Raw genomic sequence first — 19,035 nt, 5'->3', positions numbered from 1 at the left:
AGTGGGCCGACGTCCCCTTCCCTCCCGATTTACCATGCCCTATATGAACCGCGCCCTCATTCGCTTGAAAAAGGACCGGCGGTTTGGCCAAGCAGCTTTCGCTATTCGCCGTCACGTCTCGCTCTCCCGAAGGCCTGCGTTACGCCGCCGAATTCATTTCGCCGGCGACCGAACGGGATTTGATCGAGCATGTCGCAGCGCTTCCGCTGCAACCCTTTCAGTTCGGCCAATATGAGGGCAAGCGGCGCGTGGCGTCGTTCGGCTTTCGCTACGACTATACGCTGCGCCATCTGCAGGAGGCTGATCCGATCCCACCATGGCTCACGCAACTGATCGAACGCGTCGAAGGGCTCGGCGGCCCGGGCACCAAAATCGCTCAAGTGCTCTGTACCGAATATGACACCGGCGTCGGCATCGGCTGGCACCGCGACAAACCGCATTTCGACAGGATATTCGGGCTATCGCTAGGCTCACCGTGCAAGTTCCGCTTTCGGCGGGCCGTAAGTGAAAAATGGGAGCGCTTTGCTCTCGATGTGGCTCCGAGGTCGATCTACATGATGGCGGGCGCCTCCCGACAGGACTGGGAGCACAGTATTCCTGCTGTGGAGGCTCCCCGATATTCAATCACTTTTCGGACGATGGTGAAGCGAACCTGACGATCGAACGCATTATCGATATGCTCGGTCGACTCAACCTTTCGGAAACCCATGACCCGACGAACCGGCAGTGCCGATCTACCGCTACACGGGGGCCGCGTGCCATCTTGGCTGGCCGAGCGCATGGCCTCGCTGGGCGCGATCATCACCCAAGCTGTGGTTCACCACTATGGGCGCGATGAATTCCTGCAGCGGCTATCGCATCCATTCTGGTTCCAATCGTTTGGCGCTGTAATGGGCATGGACTGGCATTCATCGGGCATTACCACCAGTGTGATCGGTGCCTTGAAGCGCGGACTGAGTCCAATGCAAGCCGAGCTCGGCATTTATGTCTGTGGCGGCCGCGGCAAACATTCGCGTCGCACGCCGGACGAGTTGACTGCGATTGGCGAGCGGACCGGTTTCGATGGCCGGGCGCTGGCACGCGCCAGCCGACTTGTCGCCAAGGTTGACAGCGCGGCCGTGCAGGACGGCTTTGAACTCTATCTGCATGGTTTCTTCGTCACCGATGACGGCAAATGGACCGTGGTGCAACAAGGCATGAATGGCGAGAAGCGGCAAGCCCGTCGCTATCACTGGCATTCCGAGAACCTACGCAGCTTTGTCGACGAACCCCACAGTGCAATCGACGGGCCGGCGCAAGGGGAAATCATTAACCTGACCGATCATCGGGCGGAAAGCTCCCGGAGCGCGCAGCTCGAACTCCTCAGCGCGCTGGGGGCTGAGGGCATTACCCGCGAATATGCGGCGCTCTCGGGCCAGGTCGCGACCCAGCCCGAATTGCCGCACCTCCTCATGCCCGGCCACCACGACGTCCGCAGCAGCGACGTGTTCACCCGCCGCCTGCACGGCACACTTGCCGCCGCCGCCGAGAGGGGTCCACTGGACTTTCCGGAATTATTGCTTACCCCGGGCGTCGGAGCCCGTACCGTGCAGTCCCTCGCCATGGTCGCGGAGGTAGTGCATGGCGCGCCCTATCGCTTTCGTGATCCGGCTCGTTTCTCGCTCGCGCATGGCGGCAAGGATCGCCACCCTTATCCGGTACCGATCAAGGTCTATGATGAAACCATCCGTGTGCTGAAATCCGCGGTGCAACAGGCAAAACTGGGCCGCGACGAAGAAATGCAGGCCCTAAAGCGTTTGGATGACCAGGCTCGCCGGCTGGAACGAACGGCCACCGGACCGTCGTTTGAAGCCTACGTCGCGGCGGAGAGAAGCCGCTCCACCTCGCTCGGCGGACGATCGGTATTCGGTTGGGAAATCGATCTCCCTAAATGGAATTTTCAAAAGCTTAGATAACGATTTCGCGGATGCACGCACAAAAAAAGACACCAGTTATGAATAACTGACCGGGAATTTGGAGGTTCGCTTCTTCGCGGATTTCTCCTTTTTGAACCTAGCTCGGCTCAATGAGGACCGTGTCTATGTCGTTCCCAGGCTGCATCTGGATGCAAATCATTTTCCGCAAGCAGCGATCTTTAGGAAGCCGTCCCGATTTGCGGGGTTCCTCGGTCAAAGATCGAGGAAAGACGATGTCGACGTGGTTCAGGGACGATGCCAACCCGCAGCTCCTCATGGAAGCCAAGCAGATCGCTTGGGAGTTTCTCGAACGCAGCGGCGAGATTGATGATCCCGGAGAAATCAATCAATTCCTGACAGGCAAAATTGAACATATGATCGGACAGGGACAGCGGAACCGGCTGGCGCTTTCGAACCGCGCGATAGCCGCCTTTAGGGAATATCGACGGGCGCGAACCATCGAGCACACGCTGATTACGCGGTGAGGAAAGGTCTCGTTGCTTACCGCGCTTCACAAAGATGTCGATGAACAAAGGAACACTAATCCGCAAAATCTGTTGGCGGCAGAAGCGACTGCAACAGGAGACATTCATGAAAGTTCGTGACGTCATGAGTCCTGAAGTTCAGCTCTGTACGCCCGATGACACGCTAAAAGATGCGGCCGAAGCGATGGCGGCACTTGCCGTGGGTTTGCTTCCAGTGACCGACAATAAGTGTCTGGTCGGAATGATTTCCGACCGCGATATCGCGGTCCGCGGGGTTGCCTTGGGCCGAGGGCCGGATTCCCGCGTGGGCGATGTCATGACCGCCGAGGTCAAGTACTGCTATGACGATCAGGATCTTCACGAGATCACCGCCAACATGGGCGACATCCAGGTCAGGCGGTTGCCGGTGCTTAGTCGCGACAAACGGTTGGTCGGCATTATCGCGCTCGGCGATATCGCACAGGCACAGGCAGGCAATGGCACCGGTGAAGCGCTCAGCCAGATATCGCGGCCGGGCGGACAGCACGCCCAGCTATAAACCATCAACTGGCAAGGCTTACGTCCGCAGATGGCTGCTGCCGTTTAGCCATCCGAGCGTCGTTACTGTCCGTTGCCGGCCGCACGGGCCACACCCACAAAAGCCGGTGCAGTGCTGCGTTGAGTGCGGCATTAGCCTAAGGAAGTTTTCCTCGCGTTCCTGCCTTTCGCACCGGACAGGCAGGGACTCACCGCTCCAGTAGCCATCAATCGCGACGGAACCGCTAGCTGTCCTTACTCGTTCGTGGATTGGGACCAACGGAGCTTCTCATGCTGATTGAGCACCAAGGTAAGCGGCCGAGCATCGATCCAACCGCCTATGTGGCCCCAACGGCGGTGATCTGTGGCGACGTGACGATCGGTCCACGTACGCACGTCTCGTTCGGGGCGGTGATTGAGGCACACGGCGCGCCGGTACGTATCGGCGCACAGTGCGTCGTCCGCGAGAACCTCAACATCCGCAGCACCAGCCGGAATGCCGTCGAGATCGGCGACTTTGTCCTGATCGGGCCGCAATCTTCCCTCAAGGGTTGCATCATCGAGGACGAGTGCTTCCTGGCCACGGGCGTCAAAATCTATCAAGGCGCAGTCATCGGGCGGCTCACAGAGGTTCGCATCGACGGCGTGGTCCACGTGCACAGCGTCCTGCCGCCGAACTCGCTTGTCCCGATCAAATGGGTGGCAGTCGGCGATCCTGCTCAGCTGTTCCCGCCCGACAAGCACGAGGACTTGAACGCGATCCTGGCAGGGATGAACTTTCCCGAAGAGGTCTACGGGCTGGAGCGCCAGTCCGGCAGCGGCGTCGACATGGACATGAAGGAGGTCACCCGACGCGTGGCGGGCGGGCTTGCCGATCACCGCGACGATCGGGAGCTATAGCGCTGCGTCGGAGTCCTCCGGGATTTCCTCAGATCGAAGCCCGCGTGCTGGCCGATGGGGAGCTATTCGAAACGCCGTCATGCCCAGGGCATGTAGGCATTCCGTCAAAAGGAATGCGAGTACCGGCTTGCGTTTGACGGGATGTCCGGTTGCGGCCCTTCGCGACATTTTGCGCTGCCGTACAACTCCGGCCGCTATAGGGCAAAGCGAACATTGCCTTCTCATCACGTCGATGGGGCTTATGTACACGGCCTAATCTCGCTTGAATGACGAAGGCTCGTCTGCCGCCGAAGGGATCACGAATCCAGATGCTACTCGGCCTGACGCAAGTGCGACATGGCATCAGTCTCGGCCGTGCTGGTCATGACACGCCGCCAGGGTGCGCGCCTTTCCATCACCGCCGCGACGACGCAGCAACCCGCTGGACCTGCAGGCGATAAAGTAAACAGATTTCCCAAACGGCGGCGCTCTCGAAACTACAGCGACGTCGGCTTTCGAATCGAGTCGCGTCCGATGTCTGCAAACGGATCATGGATGAGCGATTCGCGACGTAGCCCGTTTGCGAGCGATCTACCGAGCAACGGTGACTAAAGGAACAATTTGGCGGATTCCATCGTTAAACGAGGACTTAACGGAGGAACTCATGGCAAGAACCGCATGGAAGCGGCCAGGTTCGCCGATCGGCAAGAAGGGACCGCGCAAGGCAAATCCCTCGTACAAACGCCGATCTCGTCAGCCTTGGTCGATGACGGACGTGAACAAGTTGAAGCAACTCGCGAAGGGTAACACTCCTGCCCGCGTGATGAGTGTCAAGCTTCAACGGCCCATTGCAGCTATCCGCAGCAAAGCCCACCGTGAAGGAATATCATTGAGACCGGTGAACCGCTCTCCTTACAATCGACGAGCTAAGACAGCCAAGAGAAGCTAGGAGTTGCGCCGGATCACGACCTAAATGCGAGGCTGCCTTTCTTTTTATCGATGCAGAGGGTTCCGGATTTGCTCTTCTGCTTCGCTCAGTCCTCCAGATAGAAGAGCCCTTTTGCAGTCATCGCTAGACCGACCTGCGGAGTAAGGTCGCCGGCAGGACTGCTTTCTGCTGGAGCTGTTCCATCGTGCATTGCCGCGGCTTCTTGTCTGGCCGCCAGCGCAGGATTGTTGTGCCGTGCCGGAAGCGCCCACCGGTGAAGTGATCGTAGGACACCTCAACGACGAATTTCGGTTTTACCGGTTGCCATTCGGCCGATCGCCTTGTCGACCAGCGGCTCGGGCCGCCTGGGACATTTCCGGTAAAGCTGCGGTCGCTGGCAATGACCTCGAGTTTGTCCGTCAGCGCTGCCTTTTGTCCTGACTTGAGCCCCGACGTGAAGCCCACATGGTTCAACAGGCCCTCTTCATCGTAGAGGCCTAACAGGAGCGAACCTACAATCTTGCGTCCCGCGGTACGCCTCTCACCATAGCGAAAGCCACCGATCACGCAGTCTGCGGAGCGCATGCGTTTAATCTTTTGCATGCCGTTGCGATTGCCACTTTGGTAGGGAAGATCGAGGCGTTTGGCAATGACACCGTCGCTGCCACCGCCGGCCGAAGCTAACCACCGTTTGGCATCGCTATGATCCCGACTCGAGGGAGACAGTCGGAAGACGTCACTGTGCTTGAAATGCCGTTTGGCGAACCGTTCGAGCGCAGGCCGTCGTTTCATGAGCGGGAGCCTATCCATATCATCGGTACCGCAGCGAAGAAGATCGAACGCAAGGAATATCGCGGGTGTTTCCGCGGCAAGACGTTTGATGCGGCTCGCCGCCGGGTGAATGCGCTGCAAAAGATCATCGAACGAAAAGCGATTACCGACTGGAATAACCAGCTCACCATCAAGCGTAAACTGCATGTCGGCCAGGCTCATGGCCGCGACCGCAACTTCGGGAAAGTACCGGACGAGATCTCGTCCGGATTTGGACTGCATCCGAAGGCGATCCCCGCTTCGGATCAGGAGGCAACGAAAGCCATCCCACTTGGGCTCATACTGCCACTCGGCTCCTCGTGGCAGTTTGTCGACCGAGCGGGCCTCCATGGCGAGCACGAATGTCTCCCGTTTTGTCAACTTCCGAACTGGAACTTTAACAGCACGGTCGGCTTTCTGTTCCTGAAGCAATCGGAGAGCATCCCTGTGGTCAAGAAATTGCTGGCCCGCTACCATGCCAAACGCGACTTCGAAAAGACTGGCGAGCCGCGCGGCACCAAGCGTGTGAAAAGCTCGAAGCGCCTGCGTTTTGTTATTCAGAAGCATGCGGCCTCTCGCTTGCATTACGATTTGCGCCTGGAAATCGATGGTGTTTTCAAATCATGGGCGGTGACGAAAGGACCCTCGCTCGATCCTTCTGACAAGCGTCTTGCCGTGGAAGTCGAAGACCATCCACTCGATTACGGCGACTTCGAGGGTACAATCCCGAAAGGCCAATATGGCGGTGGCACCGTGATGCTTTGGGATCGCGGCTATTGGGAATGTGAAGATCCGCAGCAGAGCTACCGTAAAGGCAAGCTCGATTTCATCGTCGACGGGACAAACTCTCCGGAGGCTGGATCTTGACCCGCATGCGACCACGTGAAGGCGAGAGACGCACCAACTGGCTACTCATCAAACATCGCGACAAAGCATCCCGTGAAGGGAAGAAGAATAGCATCCTCAAAGACGACCGTTCGGTGGCCTCCGGTCGTTCCATGGACGAGATTGCGGAAGGAAAGGGCAAGGGACCTAAACCCTTCATGAGCGCCGCACGCGCAAGGCGGCCGGCAAAGGCGGTTTGGGGTTCGAAACGCGCCGCCGCCCGTACACGCGCAGCGGTTAAGCGGTCGTCTGTCGGGTCGGCGAGGCGCAAAAAGAAGGCTTCGTCCGGCGTTAGACTTCCGGCATTCATAGCGCCACAGCTGTGTACCTCGGTCGATCGTCCGCCTTCGGGACATTCGTGGGTCCACGAGATCAAGTTCGATGGTTACCGGATCCAAATGCGCGTCGCCAGCGGCATGGTTACGCTCAAGACTCGCAAAGGTCTCGATTGGACAAGGAAGTTCCCGGCGATCGCGCTAGCAGCCGCCAGTCTGCCCGATTGCTTGATCGACGGCGAAATCGTGGCTCTGGATCATCGCGGTTCACCCGACTTCGCGGGATTGCAGGCAGCGTTGTCGGAGGAAAAGACGGACGACCTGATCTTCTATGCCTTCGATCTAATATTCCAAAGGAAGTTGGACGTTCGTCGGAAAGGACTAGTCGAACGAAAGAATGCACTCAAGAAGTTGCTGGTAACAACATTTGGAAAGAAAGAACTCGAAATCTGTTACGTGGAGCACTACGAGAGTGGTGGCGATGCCGTCCTGAAGTCAGCCTGTCGTATGTCACTTGAAGGTATCGTTTCGAAGGAAGTGGACGCGCCTTATGTATCGGGCCGCACAGCGCACTGGACCAAAGCCAAATGCCGCGCTGGGTACGAGGTCGTGATCGGCGGCTGGAACAGCAATGGCTCGGCGTTTCGCTCGCTGATGGCCGGAGTTTATCGAGGCAACCATCTCGTCTATGTCGGCAATATCGGCACGGGCTATGGCGGCGATAAAGTGAGCCGGCTTATGCCGCAGCTGAAGGCTCTGGCTTCGGATGTAAATCCCTTCGGTGGGAAAGACGCCCCCAAGAATAGAACCGGCATACACTGGCTTAAGCCCGCCCTCGTCGCTGAGATCGAATTCGCGGGCTGGACAGGGTCGGGCATGATCCGGCAGGCCGCCTTCAAGGGCTTGCGGACAGATAAGCCGGCCACGGAAGTGGAGGCCGAAACGCCGGCACCGCTTGAGACGATCGAAGTCCGCAAGCCTGCGACAAAGCGAGCGGGCGTTCGCAAGGCTTCTGCAAACGATATCGTAATGGGCGTGCCGCTAAGTCGGCCAGACAAAGTCCTCTGGCCCGACGATGGCGAAGGTGCGATGACTAAACTGCAGCTTGCCGAATATTATAGGGAGGTCGGCCCGTGGATTATGCAGCATTTGAAAGGACGCCCATGCTCGATCATCCGCGCGCCCGACGGCATAACGGGCGAGCGCTTCTTTCAGCGTCACGCAATGAAGGGGGGCTCGAATCTGCTGGAGCAGGTTTCAGTCGGAGGCGATCGCAAACCATACATTCAGATCGATCGCATCGAAGGGCTTGCTGCAGTGGCCCAGAGCGCAGCCGTCGAGCTTCACCCGTGGAATAATCAGCCAGGGGATCCTGCTCTTCCCGGTCGCCTCGTGTTCGATCTTGACCCCGCGCCCGAGGTTGAATTCGATCGCGTGATCGAGGCTGCCTTGGAGCTTAGGGACCGATTAGCGAAACTTGGTTTGGCTTCATTCTGCAAAACTACGGGAGGCAAAGGGCTGCATGTGGTAACGCCTTTGGCACGGCCCCGAAAAGGCGAGAAGCTTGACTGGCCAACGGCAAAGAGCTTTGCCCGTCAGGTGTCTACGGCCATGGCATCAGACTCACCCGACCGCTTTCTCGTCAATATGTCTAAAGCCAAGCGTAGGGGAAAAATTTTCCTCGACTATCTCCGAAATGACCGTTTTTCGACCGCGGTCGCGCCGCTCTCGCCACGTGGCAGACCACATGCTCCCGTCTCGATGCCTCTGGCTTGGCCGCAGGTGCGCCAAGGTCTCGATCCGCTGAAGTACACGTTGAAATCAGTTCCAAAGCTGCTGAAGAAATCAAAAGCGTGGGAGGAATACTGTGAGAGCGAACGGCCACTTCGACGTGCCATTTCGCAAATAAAGAGTGGGTCAATTGGCCTCGCTGCATAGCTGACAGCGCAGCTGCATGGCTGACAGTTCCTGTCCATGTCGCGGCGGCCATGGAGACCGGTCCGCGCGGCGAACTTTAGTTTAGGATTTTGCCGTTCCGGGCTCCGCCATCTTCCGGTGTTGCTTGGCCAACCGTTCGGCCGGCGTCACATTGGCGACTGCGGATTGTATCTTGTTTTTCAGTCCGCTGACGACGTCGCCTTCGCCTTTCATCATGGCGTCGAAGCCGGCTCTGGCAACCATGGCAGCGTCATCCTTTGCTTCCGAGCCCACCTTGGTATCGAGCATATCGGCGCGCGCGAAGAATTCGGTCTCGGTGGCCCCGGGCATCAGGCAGGTCACACTAATCTTCGTCTCGCGCAATTCTTCGCGCAGCGCAAAGGAAAAGGAATTCAGATAGGATTTGGTGGCGTTGTAGACCGCCTGGAAACTTCCGGGCGTAAACCCGGCAATCGAGCCTGTGATAAGGATACGGCCTTGATCAGCTCGGCGCATATCCCGGCCTACTTTGTGAATCAGATAGGTTGTGCCCATTACGTTGGTATCAATGACTTCCCGCGCCCGCGGCCAATCTTGATCAAGGAAAGCATGGCCTAGCCCTCGTCCGGCGTTGGCCATTAGCACGTCGACTAGCCGGCTCTTGGCTGCGTCATAAAGCTGATCGACACCCTCCATGGTGGCGAGATCGACGTGGAGGGCCTCAATAGCACCTCCACCCTTTTCATCTCGCAGCTTCTGGGCCGCGTCGTGGATCTCGGGCTCATCGGCGGCAATCAGCAGATCAAAACCTTCACGGGCACATATCCGCGCGAGTTCGAAGCCGATGCCGGTGGAAGCCCCAGTCACGATTGCAAATTGTCCAGCCATGCAGCGTCTCCAATGATGTCCCTCTTTGCTCCCTCATCTTTTAATCAGCACGGCACCCGCGGCGTTCCTATTTTCGTTTGGAACCGCGCGCCAAGAGGACACTTGATTCAGATAGATATTCCCGGAGCACCGTATGAAAGCCCTCACCTGGCACGGCAAAAGCGACGTCCGTTGTGAATCGGTTCCCGATCCGAAAATTCAGGAAGGACGCGATGCGATTATCAAGGTGACCGCCTGTGCCATTTGCGGTTCGGATCTGCACCTCTTCGATGGCATCATGCCGACCATGGAAAGGGGTGACGTACTCGGCCATGAAACGATGGGCGAAGTGGTTGAAGTCGGCAAAGAAAACAAAAAACTGAAGGTCGGCGATCGGGTCGTCGTACCATTTACGATTGCTTGCGGCGAATGCTTCTTCTGCAAGAATGGGTACTATTCGGGTTGCGAGCGTTCCAATCCGAACGCCAAGGAAGCCAAGAAGATGTGGGGACACTCGCCTGCCGGTTTATTCGGCTACTCCCATATGCTCGGCGGCTTCGCAGGCGGCCAGGCGGAATACATGCGGGTCCCATATGCGGATGTAGGCCCCTACCAGGTGCCGGAAGGTTTGAGCGATGAGCAGGTCCTTTTTCTGTCGGACATTTTTCCGACCGGCTACATGGCGGCCGATTTCTGCAACCTAAAAGGCGGAGAGACGGTCGCCGTATGGGGCTGCGGCCCGGTCGGCCAGTTCGCGATCAAAAGCGCCTTTCTACTCGGCGCTGAGCGCGTGATTGCGATAGACACAGTGCCGGAGCGCCTGGCTCTCGCACAGAAATCGGGCGCCACGACGCTCGATTTCATGAAGGAAGACATTTACGACCGCATCCAGGAATTGACGAATGGTCGAGGCGCCGATGCCTGCGTCGATGCGGTCGGCACGGAGCCCGAGACCAAAGCGAGCCTGGATTCGGTCGTGGACCGTATCAAAGTGGCGACTTTCATGGGCACCGACCGCCCACATGTGCTGCGCCAAGCCATTCAATGCTGCCGCAACTTCGGCACTGTCTCGATCGTCGGCGTCTACGGCGGTATGCTGGATAACATTCCGATGGGCAGCGCGATCAATCGTGGCCTCACTTTCAGAATGGCGCAGACACCGGTTCAGCATTACATGCCGAAGCTGATGGAGCGGATAGAAAAGGGGCAGATCGACCCGTCCTTTGTCATCACGCACCGCGCGACCCTTGAGCAAGGACCGGAGCTCTACAAAACCTTTCGGGGGAAAAAGGACGGCTGCATCAAGGTCGTCATGAAGCCATTTGGTTAAGGAGATCAGGGTCATGGCCAATCCGAAAACCATCACGAACGAGGTCGCCGGTAAAGCCAAACGCCTTATAGGCGAGATTCTGGGGGACCAAGGTCTCCACGACGAAGGCAATGCACAGGAACGCCAAGGCCGGGAAGAACGAAAAGAACCGCCCGAGATCAAGCCTCTCGGCAACCTCGACAAATTGACTTGAGGATGCGCAAATCCTTCGGTGCCTCATGGCCGAGCCAAAATCGAACTGGATCGCGGCAGCCGAACTAGGACTCATCAGCAGCAGCTTCTCGACCATCGTCAGCCAGCTCTTCGCTGCCCGTTTGGGACGCGACGCTTTCGTCGACTGGATGACCGTTGCCGCCATTCCGATGCGCGATGCGGCGCTAAGCGCCGAACCGTCCTGGAGTGCGATCCTCGCCGGGATTGCGTTTCATCAATGGGCGGATTTTTCCTGGGCCGTGATATTCTTCGGTCTCCTCGGCCGCTGGACCGCGGAGCTTTCTCCGTTGCGCATCTTTCTCTTGGCCATACCCTGGGCGGTGTTCACTTCCGCTTCCGAATGGCTTGTATTGGTACCATTACTTCCCTTCCAACAGCCTTTGTTCACACTTCAGCAGCCATACTGGACCGGCCTTCTGGTGCATATGGCTTCGGCCGGTATGTACCCCATATTCGCGTGGCTACGCTGGCCGCATGGTCGCGCGCCTTCGACGAAGGCAGTGAGGGCGGCTCGGGCGTGGGGCGCCGGTAGCCTGGCCATCATTTGTATTCTCGCAATGCTCGCCCTCTCAAGCCAGTTCGGTTGGGAATGGCCTTGGATGGGCAAGGATCCCGAGGCCGATCAGACCTATATGCGTCACATGACGACGCACCACGCACAGGGTATCGAGCTTGCAAGGCTAGGAGAGCAACGCTCGCAAGATCCGCATCTTCGGGCTCTGGCGAGCCTGATGGTCGCCAGCCAAGTCGGCGAGATCCGGATCTTCGGTGCGTGGTGGCAAAGCTGGTTCTCTCTTCCGATGCCAGAGTGCACCGCTCAGGAGCGTGCGGGCATGCCGGGTTATCTGACGACAGATCAAATGAAAGAGGCGCGATCGGCGTCCAGCGACCAGTTCGATCGCACGTTCATTGAGCTGATGACAATTCACCATGCGGGGGCGGTGAAAATGGCCGATAAGCAATGGCGACGCCGCGGCGATCCGAGGCTCCGGATTATGGCGCACGCCATCCGACATGGGCAACAAGGTGAAATTGCGCTGATGAATAGAATTGAGGGTGCCGCTGCCGTTCTCACGGCCACTCAAAACATGCTGGCCGATAACGTCAACTAAGATTCGTTGCGGGCGCTTCAATCCGTGTCGATTCGGTAAGCGAATATTGTGGCCAGTGCCATAAGACCCTAAGCCGTCGCAGTTGCATAATGCTCGCGGAGGCGGTCGAGCAGCTGGGCCTCGTGGATGGTTCGTCGGCTGCGGCTGTTGTCCGCCAGTTGTCTCGTCGATTGTATCTCAACCCTCCTATTCGCACAAAGCTCGACAGGACAAGAGTTGATTGTGCGGCAAGCAACGTCAATGCGAGCATCCGAGAGCGCTCGCGTACGACAGCGCACGTCAGCGGCGGTTTGAATATTTCCGGACACCAAGGGCGACGAGGAAATTTTTCGCGAATGAGCCGCCCACAGTGAGGTATCGCAACGAGGCTGCTAATGTCGGCAGTAAATTCCGCAAGCGTTCGCCGCTGTTCACCAGTGTCCTAATCCAACGAACGCGGCTGATGGCCGCCTAAGTGCCTGAGTTTGCTGGCGCTCCCTAGGGGAATCGAACCCCTGTTTCAGCCTTGAGAGGGGCAAATAATGGCTCCGCCTTCGTTCGCCAACATTCGCCGACATCCAGTATTTTCAATAGGTTGAATGCCCGTAGTTCAGTATTGTTCGCTGACATACACCGTCGTATATTCGACTAATATTCGACGTATAGCGGTGCGACAAAACGCTATGTCGAAGGCACTCACCGAATGTCGAAGACACTCACCGAGGCTCAAGTCACGACGGCTAATGCGCGCTCAGGCTCGAGCTTGGCGTGCATTGGCGTCGCCTCGATGCGGAAGCACATCTGGGCTATCGCAAAGGAAAACAGAGCGGCGTTTGGTTTGTCCGCTGGCGTAATCACCACAAAGGCGGCAACTACAAGCAGGTGTCAGTCGGCGTCGCCAACGACATCAATGCCAAGCTGGCCGCCGGGATTCTGACCTTCGAACAGGCCGTGAGAACGGCACGGGAGGCCGTAGCTCGAGCCAGGACAGAAGCAGCTTCGCAGGCGGCAGGCCCGGCTCCTACCGTACGATCGGCCGTTGAATCCTACGTCAGGAACGCGACGCTCGAGAAAAGCGCCGAACAGGTCGCGACGTCCGATCCGACGCCAGTACCAAGCTGCGGCGCTACGTTCTTGGTCAAGAAAAGCGCGGCAATCAGGAAGCTGCGGAACCTGCTCCTCGCGCATCGGTGTATCTGCATGCCTTGACAGAAAACGACCTGATAACGTGGCGCGAGGGTCTGCCGGAGGACTTAAAGGTCACGACCAAGCAGCGGTTCGTGAATGACCTCAAGGCCGCACTAAATGCCGCGTGGCCGCGGCTTTCTGCAGATCGAAAGAAGCTGAATCCGACGTTCCTCGCCATTGTGAAGGCCGGCTTCAAAGCCGAGCGGATCGATGATGATGACAATGCGTCGGTTGCTCGGGATAACCAGATTCTCACGAATGAGGCAGTTGGCACCGTCCTTCAAGCTGCGTGTGAAGTCGATCAGGAGCAAGGATTTGACGGCGATCTATATCGGATCGTCGTATGTCTGGCCGCGACCGGCGCGCGGTATGCCCAAGTCAGGCGAATGCGAGTGAGCGACGTACAGGTTTCGGCACGGCGCCTGATGGTGCCGGGCTCCTACAAAGGGCGCGGTGGCAATAGCGGCTCAGACCCGGTCCCGGTGGGCGACGATGTAATCGAGGTGCTTTTGCCGGCAATCGCCGGGCGACCAAGCGATGCGCCGCTTTTCGAGCGATGGATCCATGAACAGGAGCCGGGGGGTATCGCGTGGAAGAAGTCTGAACGCGGTCCGTGGAAAAGAGGCGAACTTGCACGTCCCTGGAAGGCCATTCGCGAGCGTGCCGGTATGCCGGAGGTAATTCCCTATGCTTTGCGGCACTCGAGCATCGTGCGCGGTCTCCGAAAGGGCTTGCCCATCCAACAGGTCGCCAAACTGCACAACACCTCGGTCAAAATGATCGAGCGGCACTACGCGAAATACATTGCGACCGCCTTGGAAGACCTCGCGAGGGCGGCGGTCGTGTCCTTGGTGCCGCGGAGTGACGGAAAAGTGGTGCCGATGGGAAAACGCGCGTAAGGGATCATCCTGTAACTCATTCGTCTGATGGCGCCGGTAATCACGCTGACGAGATCCGCACCAAACTTGCCGCCTGATCTTTCCAGCAGCGTTGCCAGAAGCCGTCGCGATGATGCGGCGGCTTTTCCACTCGGGAGAGGTGCAAGGTCCATCCCTAGGGCGTTCACCATTGCCCAATAAATTCAATGATATAATCGCTCAATTCCTCAGGGTGTGCCGTAAAACTTAGGAATCGCTGATTAAGAAGCGGATGGCTCGGTCATCTCGGGCGAGCGGAACTCTTGTGGCCATGCTTATTCGGAAAACAGCTCGGGAGCCAATACTTAGATATTCTAATCAATCGCACCCCTCCGAAAAAGCGAAAGGAGTTCGTACGAACGGTCCGCCGCTCCCGGCTTGCTTAGCGTCATTGCATAAGTCCCGGCATACAGCGCTTCGTCGAACGGCCGTTCATAAATCCAATCACGCACCACTCCGCGATATGAAATCTTCCAAACTCCATTCCGGCATTCATAGCGGTTGAAGGTGCGACACGCGGCGATCGTCTCCTTGGCTTCCGGCGTTCGAATGCGGTGGTGCGAAATGCGGTGCGTTTCGCCCTCTGCGCGATCGCCGTCTACGCGGTACCATTCGTTCAGGACGTAATGGGTGGTCAGCTCGTATTTGCCGATAAACTCCTTGAAGACCCAGTCGACAAAATCCATTGCCGCCCCCCGGTACATCTCTCCGTGCTCCTCGACAGCGTCGCTGAAAAAGATCGAGCGGAGGAGATCCGGGTCCCTGCGATCGACCCCACGGCAGTAAGCCATCTCCAGTTCGTGAAGACGCTCTTTTACGAGCAAGGTTCGGAGAGCCTGCTGGTCAAGGGTCATATCTCACCTCACGATCGATGGGTTCAGCCTGACGGCGGCTCGCATCTATTCTGCAGCTACCTTTGGAGACGACGGGGACACCAGAGCTGTCGCCCGACCTCTCGTGGACAGCAAAATCAGGATTGCGCCAGTTGTCATGACCGCAGCGCTTGCGAACAGTCCGGCCGAGAACGAGCCCGTTGCATCGCGCAGATAACCAACGGTGAAGGGCCCGAGAAAACCGGCAAAATTGCCGATCGAATTGATGGCCGCAATGGCGATTGCCGAAGCAGTCCCGGACAGGAACGCCGTCGGCAACGTCCAGAACACGGGCGCATACCCCAGACAACCGAAGGCGGCGAGACAGAGCGAAGCCACGACCAGATAGGGATCGCTCAACGATGCTGCGCCCACAAATCCAAAAGCGGACAGTACGAAGGGAAGAAAAACGTTCCAGCGACGGTCGCCGCCCCGGTCGGAGCGCGAGCCCCAGTACAACATTCCGATGGCGCCCACGACGTATGGAAGAGCCGCCACCATGCTGGCTCTGAGATCGGTCAGCCCCAGGGTCTTCACGATTTGAGGCAGGAAGAACCCCAGGCCATAGATGGCCAGATTTCCGCAAAAATGGATCGCGGCGAAACAGATGACGCGAATGTCGAGCAGGTTGCTCCAATTTCCGGGGCGAGCCTGCTTGGGGCGATCGGCCTCGGCGCGCAGGGACTGCACCAGCCAGGCCCGTTTATCCTGCGTAAGCCATTTGGCTTCCGCCGGCTGATCGGTGAGATAGAAATACGCGATGACGCCCACAATGACGCTCGGCAGCGCTTCGAGCAGATAGAGCCACTGCCAGCCTTTCAGGCCGAGGACGCCATCCAGTCCGAGCAGGAGACCGGAGAGCGGCAGGCCAATAATGCCGGCAAGGGGAACCGCAGCCAGAAAGTATGAAAATACGCGCCCGCGATATGCCTCGGGAAACCAGTAGCTCAAATAAAAGAGAACGGCCGGAAAGAACCCCGCCTCGGCGACACCGAGCAACAGCCTAAGAGCATAAAAGCTCTGCTCGCCCTGCACGAACGCCATGGCGCCCGCGACGAGACCCCAACTCACCATGATGCGCGCGATCCAGCGCCGCGCGCCGACCTTCTGCATGATGATATTAGAGGGGACTTCAAAGAAAAAATAGCTGACGAAGAAAAGTCCAGCGCCGAAGCCAAAGACGGCCTGAGAGAAGCCCAGATCGCGATTCATGGTCAAGGCCGCAACGCTGACATTCACCCGATCGATGAACGCCAGAAAATAGCAGAGCACCAGAAAAGGAATGATCCTCCGGGTGACAGCTTTCAAGGTATCGCGTTCAAGCAGCATGTTTGCCCCGTACGTTCATGCGATGAATGCGCCTGCACAGAGTCAATGTGCCGGCAGTTGACCCCGAAGTCCTGGCGCTGTTCCTGGCACCGTCGGCATCTCGATAGGCGTCCAGAGCCATTTCAAGCAGCGGTAATAGTCTTCCGCGTCGCGATCCTGATACTGCTGACGCCGGACATCGCGGGAAATGGCGTCTTCTGCGTGATACACATCCCACAGCGCCCGCGACTCGAGCTGGACACGGGAGGTCCGCACCACGCGATCCCGCTGGAACTGTAGAAACGTGGCAGCAACGTCGCCGTTTGGGACATCCAGAAGAGCGGCAAGATAGACGGCATCTTCAATTGCCATCCCCGCGCCCTGCGCGAGAGATTGCAGCGTCGCGTGGGCGGAATCGCCCAGCAGGGTGACACGGCCCCTGGCCCAATGCCGGATGGGATCCCGGTCGGCGAGCGGCCAACGTCTGGAAAGATCGATCAATCCCAGCACCGCCTGCACCTCGGGATGCGTGTCGCGGTACGTGTGCTGCAGTTCGGCCTTGTGCGCTGCGGGATTGTTCTTCTGAGCGAATGTGTCGGTCTTGAATACGGCGACAATGTTGAGCTCGGTCCGGTTTCGCAGCGGGTAGTAAATGATGTGAAATGCGGGCCCGACCCAGAGCACGACCTCGTGGCATCGGACGCCTTTCGGTACGGCATCGACCGGAACAATGGTGCGATGAGCGACGTATCCGATCGATCGGGGATGGTCATTTGGATGGAGCTGCGACCGGATCACGGATCGCAGACCATCGGCGCCGATCAGGGCCGCGCCTTCAATCGTCTTCCCGTCGGCCGTAGCGACCTCCACGCGATCGCCGAGGTCCCGAAACCCGGACACCGTAACGGATTGGTCGAGCCGGACGTTGGGCAGCTTTCGACAGGCATCGAGAAGAATATGATGCAGATCGACCCGATGAATCGCGACATAGGGAGCGCTGAACCAGCTCCTGAATGCGGCGTCAAAGGGAACCGCGGCAAGCTGTTCGCCGGAATAGGCGTCAAGCATCAATAGCGCGCTCGGCATATGGGATTGCTTGCGAACGAGGTCGGCTATACCCAACTGTTCGAACGCTTGAAACACGTTGGGGCCAATCTGGATCCCGTATCCAATCGCGCCAATCTGCTCGCTTTGTTCGAGCAGGCGAACCGCCATTCCCTTCCTGCCGAGCGCGAGCGCGGTGGAAAGGCCACCGAGACCGCCACCCACGATCAGAATTTCATCGGGGTTCTTGTTCATCCTGGATACCGCCTTGCGTTTGAGTTCCGTCGGCCGCGCCCGGCCGTGGTCACTATTTTTTCACGAGCGCGCAGCCACCCTGATCGAGCGGCCTGAAGGCCTGGTTCGCGGGAATCGTGCTGACGAGCGAATAGTAATCCCACGGCCCCTTCGACTCTTCGGGCTTCTTGACTTGGAAGAGGTACATGTCATGGATCGCGCGGCCGTCGGCCCGTACGACCACGCGGCCGAACAGACTGTCATCAATGGCGCCTTCCTTCATTTTCGCAATTGCCTCGGCGCCGTCGTCCGAGTTGGTTGCTTTGACGGCACCGAGATAGGCGAGGACCGAAGAATAGACCCCCGCGTGATTCATCGTCGGCATCTTGCCCTTGTTGCGTGCGGCAAACCGTTTGCTCCATTCGCGGGTCTTGTCGTTCAGGTCCCAGTAAAACGCTTCCGTAAACAGCAGACCCTGTGCGGTCTGCAATCCGATGGCGTGAATATCCGAGACGAAAACCAGCAGAGCAGCCATGGTTTGACCGCCTTGCGGGATACCGAATTCGGACGCCTGCTTGATTGCAACGCTTGTGTCGCCGCCCGCATTTGCCAGACCAATGACCTTGGCCTTCGAGGACTGCGCCTGCAGCAGGAACGACGAGAAATCCGACGTTCCTGTCGGGTGACGAACGGAGCCGAGGACCTTGGCTCCGTTTGCCGTGATAGCCGCAGTGGCGTCGCGCTCCAGGGCATAGCCAAATGCATAGTCTGCCGTGAGGAAGAACCACGGCGATCCGCCGCGCTCGGTAACGGATCTAACGGTCGCGTTGGCGACGGACCACGTATCGAAGGTCCATTGTACGGTATTTGGAGAGCACGCCTTCCCGGTCAGGTCGGAAGACGCCGTACTCGACGCTAGAAAGGCATGGCGGGAGCCGCGCACGATCTCATTGACCGCCAACGCAACGCCCGAATTCGGAACGTCCAGTATGGCGTCTACGCCATCGACATCGAGCCATCGACGCGTGAGCGCCGAGCCGACATCAGGCTTATTCTGGTGATCAGCGGATACTACTTCGATCTTGATGCCGGGCCCAATGGAGCCGAAATCCTCAACAGCCATTTGCGCCGCAAGGACTGAGCCCGGCCCGGCGGCGTCGGCGTACAGGCTCGACTGGTCGTTCAGCACGCCGATTTTGACGACACCATTAGAAATCTCGGCCTGCGCGCCGGCAATTGACACCAGGGCCGCGATCGCCGCCGCTACGATGACAGAGCGTTTCATCATTCCTCCTCCCCACCTTAAGCACCCCTAGCCAGG

Annotated in this window: 16 protein-coding genes and 1 pseudogene; 11 read left to right on the top strand and 6 right to left on the bottom strand. The window is 58.4% G+C overall.

Going from position 1 to position 19,035, the window contains the following annotated elements:
* Positions 1-83: 83 nt before the first annotated feature.
* From LMTR21_RS06875 to LMTR21_RS06855, 5 genes are all read left to right on the top strand, one after another.
* A complete protein-coding gene (locus tag LMTR21_RS06875) occupies positions 84-656 on the top strand; it encodes an alpha-ketoglutarate-dependent dioxygenase AlkB (RefSeq protein ID WP_065755841.1) in 573 nt (190 codons plus the stop codon).
* A gap of 51 nt (positions 657-707) precedes the next feature.
* Positions 708-1,955, top strand: coding sequence for a DUF763 domain-containing protein (locus LMTR21_RS06870; protein WP_065755840.1), 1,248 nt, complete (start codon positions 708-710; stop codon positions 1,953-1,955).
* A 149-nt stretch (positions 1,956-2,104) separates the two neighbouring features.
* Positions 2,105-2,440, top strand: coding sequence for a hypothetical protein (locus LMTR21_RS06865; RefSeq protein WP_141688576.1), 336 nt, complete (start codon positions 2,105-2,107; stop codon positions 2,438-2,440).
* A gap of 106 nt (positions 2,441-2,546) precedes the next feature.
* Complete coding sequence (locus LMTR21_RS06860) at positions 2,547-2,978, top strand: CBS domain-containing protein (protein ID WP_065755895.1); 432 nt, start codon at positions 2,547-2,549, stop codon at positions 2,976-2,978.
* Positions 2,979-3,247: 269 nt separating this feature from the next.
* On the top strand, positions 3,248-3,856 hold the full coding sequence (locus LMTR21_RS06855) for a gamma carbonic anhydrase family protein (protein ID WP_065755838.1): 609 nt from the start codon (positions 3,248-3,250) through the stop codon (positions 3,854-3,856).
* A 1,051-nt stretch (positions 3,857-4,907) separates the two neighbouring features.
* Here LMTR21_RS06855 and LMTR21_RS06845 read toward each other — a convergent pair.
* The gene (locus tag LMTR21_RS06845) at positions 4,908-5,924 is read right to left on the bottom strand and encodes an ATP-dependent DNA ligase (RefSeq protein ID WP_065755894.1); all 1,017 of its coding nucleotides are present in this window, start codon (positions 5,922-5,924) and stop codon (positions 4,908-4,910) included.
* A gap of 96 nt (positions 5,925-6,020) precedes the next feature.
* Between LMTR21_RS06845 and ligD the strand changes: the two are divergent.
* A pseudogene (gene ligD / locus LMTR21_RS06840) lies at positions 6,021-8,671 on the top strand (DNA ligase D).
* An 81-nt stretch (positions 8,672-8,752) separates the two neighbouring features.
* Here the strand turns inward: ligD and LMTR21_RS06835 are convergent.
* A complete protein-coding gene (locus LMTR21_RS06835) occupies positions 8,753-9,538 on the bottom strand; it encodes an SDR family NAD(P)-dependent oxidoreductase (RefSeq protein WP_065755837.1) in 786 nt (261 codons plus the stop codon).
* A 133-nt stretch (positions 9,539-9,671) separates the two neighbouring features.
* Between LMTR21_RS06835 and LMTR21_RS06830 the strand changes: the two genes are divergently transcribed.
* The 5 genes from LMTR21_RS06830 (at position 9,672) to LMTR21_RS40720 (ending at position 14,238) form a co-directional block, all read left to right on the top strand.
* Positions 9,672-10,847, top strand: a complete 1,176-nt coding sequence (locus LMTR21_RS06830; RefSeq protein ID WP_065755836.1) for a zinc-dependent alcohol dehydrogenase — start codon at positions 9,672-9,674, stop codon at positions 10,845-10,847.
* A gap of 13 nt (positions 10,848-10,860) precedes the next feature.
* Positions 10,861-11,040: a hypothetical protein gene (locus LMTR21_RS06825; protein ID WP_065755835.1), complete on the top strand. Its 180-nt coding sequence runs from the start codon at positions 10,861-10,863 to the stop codon at positions 11,038-11,040.
* A gap of 25 nt (positions 11,041-11,065) precedes the next feature.
* Positions 11,066-12,172 carry a DUF305 domain-containing protein gene (locus LMTR21_RS06820; protein WP_065755834.1) on the top strand — a complete coding sequence of 369 codons (1,107 nt, stop codon included), beginning with the start codon at positions 11,066-11,068 and terminating at the stop codon, positions 12,170-12,172.
* Positions 12,173-12,919: 747 nt separating this feature from the next.
* The gene (locus LMTR21_RS40725) at positions 12,920-13,360 is read left to right on the top strand and encodes a hypothetical protein (protein WP_246175364.1); all 441 of its coding nucleotides are present in this window, start codon (positions 12,920-12,922) and stop codon (positions 13,358-13,360) included.
* Positions 13,342-14,238 carry a tyrosine-type recombinase/integrase gene (locus LMTR21_RS40720; RefSeq protein ID WP_246175362.1) on the top strand — a complete coding sequence of 299 codons (897 nt, stop codon included), beginning with the start codon at positions 13,342-13,344 and terminating at the stop codon, positions 14,236-14,238. Before LMTR21_RS40725 ends, LMTR21_RS40720 begins: the two co-directional genes overlap by 19 nt.
* A gap of 332 nt (positions 14,239-14,570) precedes the next feature.
* Here the strand turns inward: LMTR21_RS40720 and LMTR21_RS06810 are convergent, their stop codons facing one another.
* Genes LMTR21_RS06810 through LMTR21_RS06795 form a run of 4 tightly spaced genes read right to left on the bottom strand, consistent with a single transcriptional unit; the run spans position 14,571 to position 18,999 of the window.
* Positions 14,571-15,110, bottom strand: a complete 540-nt coding sequence (locus LMTR21_RS06810) for a nuclear transport factor 2 family protein (RefSeq protein ID WP_065755833.1) — start codon at positions 15,108-15,110, stop codon at positions 14,571-14,573.
* Positions 15,111-15,155: 45 nt separating this feature from the next.
* Positions 15,156-16,457: an MFS transporter gene (locus tag LMTR21_RS06805; RefSeq protein ID WP_065755832.1), complete on the bottom strand. Its 1,302-nt coding sequence runs from the start codon at positions 16,455-16,457 to the stop codon at positions 15,156-15,158.
* Between the two features lie 42 nt (positions 16,458-16,499).
* Positions 16,500-17,735, bottom strand: coding sequence for an FAD-dependent monooxygenase (locus LMTR21_RS06800; protein WP_065755831.1), 1,236 nt, complete (start codon positions 17,733-17,735; stop codon positions 16,500-16,502).
* 52 nt (positions 17,736-17,787) lie between these two features.
* Complete coding sequence (locus LMTR21_RS06795) at positions 17,788-18,999, bottom strand: ABC transporter substrate-binding protein (protein WP_065755830.1); 1,212 nt, start codon at positions 18,997-18,999, stop codon at positions 17,788-17,790.
* Positions 19,000-19,035: the final 36 nt, after the last annotated feature.

Source organism: Bradyrhizobium paxllaeri, assembly GCF_001693515.2.
Lineage (GTDB): Bacteria > Pseudomonadota > Alphaproteobacteria > Rhizobiales > Xanthobacteraceae > Bradyrhizobium > Bradyrhizobium paxllaeri.
Note: the sequence above shows the minus strand (reverse complement) of the source record. Positions and strands in the feature narration are given on the sequence as shown.